General features: G+C 30.9%; 2 protein-coding genes. Both read left to right on the forward strand.

What is annotated here, in order from left to right:
• Positions 1–709, forward strand: a 709-nt coding sequence (locus IRZ80_RS20695) for a hypothetical protein (RefSeq protein WP_228520976.1), incomplete at its 5' end; no start/stop codon positions are given.
• Between the two features lie 159 nt (positions 710–868).
• Positions 869–1,600, forward strand: coding sequence for a hypothetical protein (locus IRZ80_RS20700; RefSeq protein ID WP_194644252.1), 732 nt, complete (start codon positions 869–871; stop codon positions 1,598–1,600).
• The last annotated feature ends 33 nt before the right edge of the window (positions 1,601–1,633 follow it).

A 1,633-nucleotide genomic window follows, 5' to 3' on the forward strand; every position in this document is an offset into this window, starting at 1 on the left:
GCAGCAAGCACCCAAAAAAACCGTAAAAAAACCTATGAAAAAAGTAATATTTGTATTCACATTATTGTCATTAATGACATCTTGCTGTAAAGAAGATGTTGATTTTAAACCAGATAATAATTATTCAATAGCATTAGACACTCTAAAAAATTATAGTGATTATATTTTGGGAGATTTCAATGGAAATTTTCTTATTAGTACTAACGTTCATGCTAAAGGTTATTCTGCAAGTATAATTTCTACGCCAATAGACTCTAGTTACATCCAATTTCAATTAGCATATAAACTCCTAGACAATAACATTGAAAAAAGTGTTTTTGTATCTTACAGATTTCATGAATCTAAAACTAAATTAAATTTAGTTACTTATAAATACAATACGTTTTCTGACTTTATAAATTTCTTCAGTAGAAGCTATTTTAATTATTATCAAATAAGCCACCCAAGAGAAAATATTCATAATGTTGGAATTGCTTACCAAAACTTTTACGATATAAATAACGACATAAACAGGTTTGATACAAATAAGTATAACGGACAAATTAAACCAAATAATTTTAATTTCAAAGTTGATAGTATTAAAGTAGTTGAAAACCCGATAAAGAAAGTAGAAGTTTATTACTCTTTTAAATGTATAGGCGTGAATGACTATTCTGATAAGTTTAAAATGAAGAATGGCAAAGGAAAATCGACATTTGAGTGGCAATAGCCTGCTGCTAACAGCGGTTTCAAGAAATGGCGAATTTCGTAGTGAATTCAAGTTCACATTTCGCAATAATATTTATCTTAGCCGAAAGTACGCAGTTACGAAGTTCGCCACTTCTTGAAGCCGCGGAACGTTATGCGTCAGCTTAAAAGACCGACAACTATGAAATTTAACGAATCATCGTATTTGACCTTTTTAATCGCATTTGTTTTGACAGCTAGCTCAAACTGCAACGGACAAAAAACTGTTAGTGCCATAGCTCAATATGCAGACAGTCTACAAACAAATTTAAACATTGACAACCAAGTTCAAAAGGTAATAAAACTTGGTAATGATTTTGAAATTAAAGTTGGGAAGAAAGAAATTTTTGAAGGGGTTGAAACCTACACACTATTTTTCTTGACACATAAAAACAAACTACTTTTTCTTGACACATCATTAACGGAATATGAGTTTGAGGACAAGCTATATCCAATCATTAGACAACTTGACAAAGAAACCTTTGAAATATTAGTAGAAGTAAATGAACGACCAAATAAAAATTCCTTAAAATATTTTAAAGTGTATCGAGACAAAATAATTAGCACAGAAAAATTGCCGACATTTATTTCAAAAGTATCAAATCTTGACAAAGACGACAATTTGGAATTTGCTGGTTTTTGGGATTGGGGTGAAACTTGGGGCGACAAAGGCTCGTTGACAGCATACAACCCAATACTTTACTATGAATTACGCCCAAACGGAATAACTTTGGACAGCACTTTGACAGTAAACAAAAACAAAGAAATTTATGGTGATTTTTATGGGTTCAAATACAATGAAAAAGTAGAAATCAAAACAAATGAAACAAAAAAACGTGAAAACGAAATTGACAGAATAAATGGGACAAAATAAAAGCCGAACGCATAACAGCTACTCCTATGAACG

The sequence above is a fragment of the Flavobacterium sp. HJJ genome (assembly GCF_015351475.1).
Lineage (GTDB): Bacteria > Bacteroidota > Bacteroidia > Flavobacteriales > Flavobacteriaceae > Flavobacterium > Flavobacterium marginilacus.

Coding starts and splice junctions, on each gene's coding strand:
- IRZ80_RS20700 (WP_194644252.1), top strand. CDS start 869: ATGAAATTTAACGAATCATCGTATTTGACCTTTTTAATCGCATTTGTT.